This is a genomic window from Butyrivibrio sp. ob235 (assembly GCF_900109475.1).
In the GTDB taxonomy this organism is placed as follows: Bacteria; Bacillota; Clostridia; order Lachnospirales; family Lachnospiraceae; genus Butyrivibrio.
Window position 1 is genome coordinate 22,690 of record NZ_FOBE01000041.1, and the last position, 8,259, is coordinate 30,948.

The 8,259-nt window shown below is 40.6% G+C and carries 8 protein-coding genes; 2 read left to right on the forward strand and 6 right to left on the reverse strand.

Annotated features, from left to right (window positions below):
- Nucleotides 1–29 precede the first annotated feature (29 nt).
- The gene (locus BMW61_RS19575) at nt 30–704 is read right to left on the reverse strand and encodes a response regulator transcription factor (RefSeq protein ID WP_091825469.1); all 675 of its coding nucleotides are present in this window, start codon (nt 702–704) and stop codon (nt 30–32) included.
- 62 nt (nt 705–766) lie between these two features.
- The gene (locus BMW61_RS19580; RefSeq protein WP_091825472.1) at nt 767–1,894 is read right to left on the reverse strand and encodes a DUF3810 domain-containing protein; all 1,128 of its coding nucleotides are present in this window, start codon (nt 1,892–1,894) and stop codon (nt 767–769) included.
- 109 nt (nt 1,895–2,003) lie between these two features.
- Between BMW61_RS19580 and BMW61_RS19585 the strand changes: the two genes are divergently transcribed.
- Both BMW61_RS19585 and BMW61_RS19590 read left to right on the forward strand, forming a co-directional pair.
- A complete protein-coding gene (locus BMW61_RS19585; RefSeq protein ID WP_091825474.1) occupies nt 2,004–2,651 on the forward strand; it encodes a hypothetical protein in 648 nt (215 codons plus the stop codon).
- Nucleotides 2,652–2,772: 121 nt separating this feature from the next.
- The gene (locus tag BMW61_RS19590) at nt 2,773–3,288 is read left to right on the forward strand and encodes a hypothetical protein (protein ID WP_022761766.1); all 516 of its coding nucleotides are present in this window, start codon (nt 2,773–2,775) and stop codon (nt 3,286–3,288) included.
- Between the two features lie 171 nt (nt 3,289–3,459).
- On the opposite strand, the gene BMW61_RS19595 is transcribed toward BMW61_RS19590, so the two are convergent.
- Genes BMW61_RS19595 through BMW61_RS19610 form a run of 4 tightly spaced genes read right to left on the reverse strand, consistent with a single transcriptional unit; the run spans nt 3,460 to nt 7,949 of the window.
- Nucleotides 3,460–4,209 (reverse strand): RluA family pseudouridine synthase, encoded by a 750-nt coding sequence (locus BMW61_RS19595; protein WP_091825477.1) that lies wholly within the window; start codon nt 4,207–4,209, stop codon nt 3,460–3,462.
- On the reverse strand, nt 4,206–4,895 hold the full coding sequence (locus BMW61_RS19600; protein ID WP_022761768.1) for a response regulator transcription factor: 690 nt from the start codon (nt 4,893–4,895) through the stop codon (nt 4,206–4,208). The genes BMW61_RS19595 and BMW61_RS19600 overlap by 4 nt, the downstream gene beginning before the upstream one ends.
- 28 nt (nt 4,896–4,923) lie before the next feature.
- On the reverse strand, nt 4,924–6,051 hold the full coding sequence (locus tag BMW61_RS19605) for a sensor histidine kinase (protein ID WP_091825479.1): 1,128 nt from the start codon (nt 6,049–6,051) through the stop codon (nt 4,924–4,926).
- A gap of 20 nt (nt 6,052–6,071) precedes the next feature.
- Nucleotides 6,072–7,949 carry an HD-GYP domain-containing protein gene (locus BMW61_RS19610; protein ID WP_091825482.1) on the reverse strand — a complete coding sequence of 626 codons (1,878 nt, stop codon included), beginning with the start codon at nt 7,947–7,949 and terminating at the stop codon, nt 6,072–6,074.
- Nucleotides 7,950–8,259 lie beyond the last annotated feature (310 nt).

The window sequence follows — 8,259 nt, forward strand, 5'->3', positions numbered from 1 at the left end:
CCTAAAACTAAAACCAGCCTAAATTCGTTCTATTTTATTTCATGCATGGAATATCCTACTCCGCGGGATGCCTTTATTTCGCAGGTGGCTTCAAGTGCTGCCAGTTTTTTTCTAAGGTTACTTATGTAAACCCAGACAACATTCACATCAGCCTCCCCATCTGCCCATATTCTGTCCATGAAGGCATCAACAGATATAACTCTTCCGGGATTCTCCATCAGCATCTCAAGCATCTGAAACTCTCTTCCTACAAGCCTGACAGGTTCTTTCCCCTCTGCTTTAAGTTCGTAGCTTGCCCTGTCGAGCTCCAGATTACCGCATCTTAAATTATTCGGAGCAAAATCTCCCTTTCTTCTCGTCATCGCACGTATTCTGGCAAGAAGCTCTCCCATCTCAAAAGGCTTTGTCAGATAATCGTCAGCGCCAAGATCAAGACCCTTTATCTTATCGTCCGTCTCTGATTTTGCAGTAAGAAACAAAACCGGTGTATTAATACCCTTTTCACGGATTTTCTTTAGCACTTCCGTGCCCTCCATTCCGGGCATCATTATATCCAGTATTATCCCGTCATACTGGCTTGAAAGAATATAATCCAGCGCATCCTGTCCATCGTATACCGCATCAACCGTATAGCTTGAATGCTTTAATATGGCAACAAGCGCATTTGATAATTCCATTTCATCCTCTGCAAGAAGAAGTTTCATGACTTAAATCTCCCAATATTTCTTTCTATATAAAAAATTTTATCAGATATTCTCTACAGTAATTATGAAGTTTGTATGAAATATTCCAGCAGCATCAGCTCTACAACTCTGTCATAGCTTGCTTTTCCGTCATTTACACCATTTACTTTCAGTGTAGTATCTACGAAAGTATCGGCTGCCTTCTTCACAGTCTCGGTATCAAGCGGAGAACTCTCCTCAACCTTCTTCCAATTCTCTTCGGTTAGAAAAACATTGTCTTTCTTTACCTGATCTGAGATTTTTACATGCGACAGATACTCTTCCTTGGAAACGTTTGCGTAAAAAGCATTATTTACATAATTTAGAACTCCAAGGTATCCGCTGTATCTAAAAAAGATGTCGTCTGAATTAATGCAGGCAAGATATGCAAGGAAGTTCGCCTCATCCTCAAAAATATAACTCTTTGTATGCGCAAGCTCATGGCACATTGTGAAGGGCTTGTTGGTTATATACATAATATCGTTGTAATTAGCTTCCATCGAAAACGGGAAGAAATACCCCTGCATGTACTGCTGACTCATAAATCCCGAAAAGACGAGCTGTTTTGGAGTAACATAATACCCCGATAGCTTCGGAAATCTCTCGCCGAGCGCCGACATCGCTTCTCTGGCGGTTTCCTTCATCTCCTGCTCATCATAGCTAAACTCTCCGTTCTCATTCCTCGGAACTTCAGTTGACATCTGATTACAAATATTTACTATCTCATCACGAAGCTCAGTAAGCTCAGCTATTGTGAACTCTCTTTTTGTACCATCTTTAAGTTTGCTGTTTTCATAGGTATCGGATATGGGTGTGGTGTGATAGTTCACAAAGCAGTTTAGAGTCATAACCAGTGCGATAATAATCAAAAGTCTTATTGTGTGTCTTCTTATCCACTTTGAAAACAGAATCATAACAAGCCAGATTAGTCCCGCGATTATCATAAATTCCCCGACTGAAAAGGGAAATTTCGATGTGAATCTTCCATATGTATTTACCCAGATTGGAAAAATCTTAGCGCTATAGATATCTGAAAATCCGGGAATCACCCATGAAAAAATATTCAGGAGAATCGTTATTATGAGAAGAAAAACAAATATCGGCCCACCGGCGATAGATTTTTTTTCTGTCTTATTATCTGTATTTTTATTTTCCGAACTATTACTCTTCATTTGTTTTTGCCTCTTAAGTTTTTCTGTTTTTTGTCTTTTACAGACGTATATATTATACTCAATACCAGATGGTTATGCATCAGATCAAACTTTTGGGAGAGCCCGTAATATGTCAAAGAAAAGCCTTCTTGTTTTTACAACTTTATTAACAGCATTTATACTTTCTGCCTGCGGATTATCCGAGGAAAACCTTGCCAAAATGACCGAGACAAGGGATGCTCTTACCGCACAGAAGAATGATACACAGACACTTTATGAAAAACTGACTACCGAAGATTATAGTGATGAGCTCTCGGATTTTTCTGCTAAGTATGAAGAGTTCAATTCTCTTGATTTTGAAAAACTCAAAGATAAGGACGCCGAAGAACTGATTCCTCAGATGGAAGCACTTACGCAGTCTTATAAAGATCTTTACTCAAAAATGGATAAAAGCCTTGAAGAGTCTATTGCTGCTGCCGATGAAGCCGCAAAACATACAGAGGTCTTAAAGCACATCGAAAACCATACCGGCTACAATCTGACTTCAATAATTTTTAAAGATGTAACTACCGGAGCTGAAACCGAAAATTATCTTAAAGAAGGCAGTGTTTTGGAACCCTGGCAGATTCTTTCCGGCGTCACTCTGCCTTTATATGCTGACAGCACAGAGTGGTCCTTTGTCACAACTGATACCGAAGGTAATATAGTAGAATATCCCGTAAGCTCAGAAGAATTGAATTCCGATGGTCAGTCCATAATAATAATCGGTTCAAACTAAATTATTGAGACTTTCTTAAAATTCACGAAAACCTCTTAAAAAAGCGGGAAAGCCCTTGAATTTGCCTATTTTTAGGACTATATTGTTGGTGCAGGAAAAGGCAAAAAGAGGAGAAAATATTATGACAAAGTATAAGCCGGATGACAAAGTCATCATTTTGGATTACAACAACAAGCCTTTAGTACCTCAGGTTGTCGCCAGAATTGAAGAGGTTTATTCTGACGGAAAAGTAAGGCTGGATCTTCCGGACGGAGCAGCATGTTTTGAGTATCCGGATCACTTCAAGAAAATTGATGAAGAGTCTTACACTAAGTATCTTCAGGCAGTTCGTGCCAGAGAACAGGAGCTTCCGCTGGATCTTAAGATGGATATCAGAAAGTTTGTGGCAAAGCGTCCCCGTCTCCGCAGAGAGATCTACAGAAACTACGAGCTGGATAAAAAGTACGTAAGTATCATCCATGCTTATGCCGGTCGTATTTCAATGTATGGCAGGGAAAATATCCCTCAGCAGTTCCTTTATGAGTTCGAAGATGCAAAGCAGGGAATCGTGCAGACACGTTCCTTCTTCCATGACATAGACGAATCCATCAAGGAAGTATCCGTTCCGGATCAAGCCAACGCTCATGTAGAAGTTTAACTGACATAAGGACGCCCCGTGAAATATATAGTTATTTCAATCTCGTTGCAAAATACGCATAATCGATTGAAATCCCTATATATCTCACGGGGCTGTTTTTTGTTTTTAACCCATCTATATCTACAAATCGATAGATAATAGCAAGGATGGTTTTAGGTTAATTCCAATGAACTAGAATTCATTGAAGATGGGGCCTTGGGGTGAGATGTCAAAGTTCATGGTTTCACCGGTGGAAGGATGCTTAAATGAAAGGGCTTTTGCACATAGTGCTACATCTTTTACCATGAGTCTTGCTGAGACTTCATCACTCTCTTCCGACAGGTACCGCCTGTCACCTAGAAGAGGATGCCCCGCATTTGAAAACTGTGCACGAATCTGATGATATCTACCGGTTCCAAGATGAATTTCAACAAGCGAAATCTTATCATTTCTATGTTCGCTAAAATCCACCACATTATTGGCAGAAATATCATTTATTTCTTTCTCGGATATAACTTTGTAGGACAGGAAACATTCCTTCGCTTTCTTATCCGATGAATCAGATATTACCGCACTCCTGCTGGCAGCGTCCCTATACATATAGTCGCGAAGCTCGCCTTCTTTTTCGTCGTCGGCAAATGCTCCGAAGACTACAGCCATATATATCTTATTCATCTCCGCGCCGGCCTGAACCTGAGCACTTAAATCTGCTGCCGCCTTCTTGGTTCTTGCAAATACTATTATTCCCTCCACAGGCTGGTCAAGTCTGTGAACAATATACAGAAGTGTTGATTTATTCTTAAATTTCCCGCTTCTTAATATCTGCGAGCGCAGCATTGTCTCCATATCCGAAGAGGTTACGCTGCTGCTCTGGACCGCTACTCCGGCAGGTTTATGGCAGACCAGTATGTCATTGTCTTCATAAAGTACTTCGATGCTCATACCTTAAAGCGATATCCAACACCCCAGATTGTCTCGATGTACTGAGGATTTGAGGTATCAAACTCAATTTTTTCACGGATCTTCTTGATATGTACGGTAACGGTTGCAATATCCCCGATTGAATCCATGTTCCAGATTTTTCTGAAGAGTTCTTCCTTCGTAAATACATGGTTAGGATTCTCCGCAAGGAATGTAAGAAGATCAAACTCCTTGGTGGTGAAGCTCTTTTCTGCACCGTCAACATAAACTCTTCTGGCTGTCTTGTCGATTCGAAGTCCTCTTATCTCAACAACATCATTAGAGTCATGTCCGCTTCCAACAAGTCTTGAGTAACGTGCCATATGAGCCTTAACTCTGGCAACCAGCTCTGAGGGACTGAAGGGCTTTGTTATATAGTCATCCGCGCCGAGTCCTAAGCCTCTTATCTTATCAATATCATCCTTCTTTGCTGATACCATAAGAACCGGAACATCTTTCTTTTCACGGATTCTCTTGCACACCTCGAATCCATCCATTCCGGGAAGCATAAGATCCAGGATAACCAGATCAAATTCCTCGCTGAGCGCTGTCTGAAGCCCCACATCTCCTGAGTTTTCAATTTTCACTTCAAAATCAGATAATTCCAAGTAGTCCTTCTCGAGGTCAGCAATCGCTTCTTCATCCTCAACAATCAGTATTCTGCTCATACCAATGGCCTCCTGTCTTTTTTATTTGTCATACACTTTCAAAATCATGTTCAACCACTGCTTCACCTTCCGCCTTTTCATGGTACTCCATGTATTTCCTTAAAACGAAGTGCATGCACGTACCCTCTCCCTCATGGCTTGTAGCCCAAATGTAGCCACCGTGGTCTTCTATGATTTTCTTTACAATTGAAAGTCCGATTCCGCTTCCGCCCTGCTTGGAATTTCTGGAGGAATCGGTCCTGTAGAATCTGTCAAAGATATTCGGAATATCCGAAGCACCTATACCTTTTCCGTTATCCTCTATTTCAACTCTGACAGAGTCCACTTCATCAAGTATCCGGATGTCGATATTTCCCGTACCGTCATCCCTGTCAAGATATTTAACGCTGTTGCTTACTATGTTGTTAACCACTCTCTTTAGCTGCTCGGGATCTGCAACAATCTGGGTATCGGGTGTAGTAAGATTTGCATAATTCAAATTTATATCCTTACTGTCGAGATCCATTCCTATCTCTTCAATACAGTCCCCGAAGTAATCCCCAACATTTATTCTTGTAAAATTATACGGTATGCGGTTATTGTCTATGCTCGAATACAGCGTCAGTTCGTTAATAAGGTTATTCATATCATTTGCTTTATTAAAAATGGTACGAATATACTTCATCTGCCGCTCCGGAGTATCCGCAACCCCTTCCAGTAGTCCTTGCGAATAGCCCTTAATCGCAGTTATGGGCGTCTTAAGATCATGGGAGATATTACTTATCAGTTCTTTATTCTGTCCCTCTCTAATGACCTTTTCATCGGCCGACTCCTTTAGTCTTAGCCGCATGTCCTCATAGTTTCTGTATAGTTCTCCTATTTCACCCTTATCGCCAATATCTGTGGGCAGCATATAATCAAAATTGCCGTCCTTGATATGCTGCATCGCCACATTCAGCTCATCCACCGGCTCGAAGAAACCCTTCCTGAGCCATGCGGTCAATATTACACTGGTCACAAGCATTATCAGGAAAAAGGCCACAACCATATATGTAATAAAACTCGTATATGAATAAGCCAGCGAATTCCTTATGATAAGAAACGATGCAAAAACCAGGATAAGCGGTAAAATAACAATGGTCGCTGACGTAATCATCAGCCTGGTTCTAAATCGCATGTATGCTCCTTATATGTGTATCAAATATTGGGAAGTTCTTCCTCGGCGTTCCCCAAAATCTCCTGCATAGCACGGTAATAGATATCATATCTACCCTGTCCCGTGAGATTCCCAAGTTCCTCTCTAAGCTCCTTTGAATCTTCTATAAGCTTTACAATCTTGGGATTATACCTTGTGCCTGCTTCAGCCTTAAGCTCTGACAGCAGCTTCTCAAAATCCTTGTTCTTTGTATAGCTTCTTGTAAGAGTATCTGTTCCTGCCTCAATCGAATCCGCTATGGAAATAAGATCGATTATCACTTTTTCCTTGGATTCACTGTTATCATATCCTAAAGGATATCCGTGAAGTCCGTCGTAATGCTTGTGATGACCTATGATTATATCGGCATAGGGCCTTAATGCGGCATTATTTTGCGCTTCGCGATAACCCACCTCGGAATGTTTTCTTATGGTTGCATATTCTTTTGTATTAAGACTTCTGTTTTGCCTGTTTATCGTATCCGGGATATAGCATTTTCCTATATCATGAACAAGACCGCTCATTGTTATAAAGGATAAAATGTAAGCCTTGCTCTTTTGGATATCTTCTAATGTCTCCATCCCTCTGACACCTATCAGAAGTTCCGGCTCCTTTTCAAGGATAATCTGACCGATCATCGTGGCTATCTTTGCAACCATCTGCGAATGAATATATGTAAACGGCTGACGTCTTACTATCATTTGCATTATGAACTGAACTTTATTAAGCTCACCGGAAAGCATAGGCTCTGCCGCATGATACCACTGCTCACATACAGGCTGCATATCGCCGGTGAAAAATCTGTACGGAACTTTTGAAAGGATTTCCATAGAAGTCGGCATAAATCTGTCGAGATAGGAACTTCTTTCATTATCATCAAGCTCCATTTTTTCCAGCACCATTATTGCCGTGCAGGCGTATTTAAAATGCCTCATAACTATCTCAAAATTAATGGGATCATCATTTGAAAAAGTTGGCTTTGGCAATATCTCATTTATGCTTTTTATAAGTTTCTCCAGAACTTCTTCACTTTTAATATCTCCGCGAAGCCATTTATAGGTTATGCAGGTTCTGAAATCCGGAGTTCCTTCCTTTTCACCGTCTTTTTCTTTTGCTCTCCTATATGACTCACCCAGGAGGCTTAAATACTTTTCCCTGTCAGTTTCAGACAAAACATCTATATTTTGGGATTTTGCCATAAATGCATCATCTATTATCGAAAGGAATCCCTTTATCTGTTCGTTGTCTGAATCCCTTTGCTGTACATTCTCATTATTCCAAAGAGCCCATACCTTGTCATAGAGACGTATACTCTCATCCTTTTCGGTATAAAAACCGGAGAGGTATGTTATAAGCTGTAAATAATCCCGGAAAATAAACTCCCGAACTTCAGGAGCGGAAATCTGTGAATAGCGCTCTGCCTGCGCGATAGATCCTCTGAGATAATCAAGGGCTATACTCATGCCCTTCTTATCGCCGACAGAACGATAAAACTGAGCATACTCAGACCCCAGAACATGATAGATTGCAACCAGAAACTCCGGCTCATCCATCTCCTTAAACACAGGAAGAATGCGCTCGCAAAACTCAGTAAGCACTACAAAATCATGGTGATCGTCAAAGAAAAAACCTATAGCAAGGTCATAAAGAAGCTCTGCCTCCTCCGGAGTAATCTCCTCGGAGCAATTTTCCCACAGCTCAGCCATAAGCTCTTCGTTTTCCGCATATACTTCGCGCATAACATAAGATCTTTCGGACAAAAGCTGTATCCAGTCAAACGGATCATCAATTAAAAAGAGCTGATCCTCGTAATTTTTCAGCTTCAAAGAGTTCTCAGTGTAAAGCCTTCTGAATTTCTCTGCAAGTTTCCTTTCTAACATGTGTACCCCTCATATACATCACGTAAAAAAATTATGCAAAATATCAGTTTGATTAATCATACCATATTTCGTTAATATGTGCTATTGAATCTCCACCAATTGCACATTTTATTAGTATTTGCTAAAATTTTTATACATTACTTGCAAAGGAGGTTCCCATGAGCAAAAAGCGAAATTTCGTATTATTTGGTCTTTTTACAGCTCTCTTCGGAGGTGGAGCCGCAGCTGCATCGATTTTCTATGATATGGCAGTTGTTCCGAAAAAGAAAACACAGAAAGAAATAGACAATAACCCCATGGATTCAAAGGC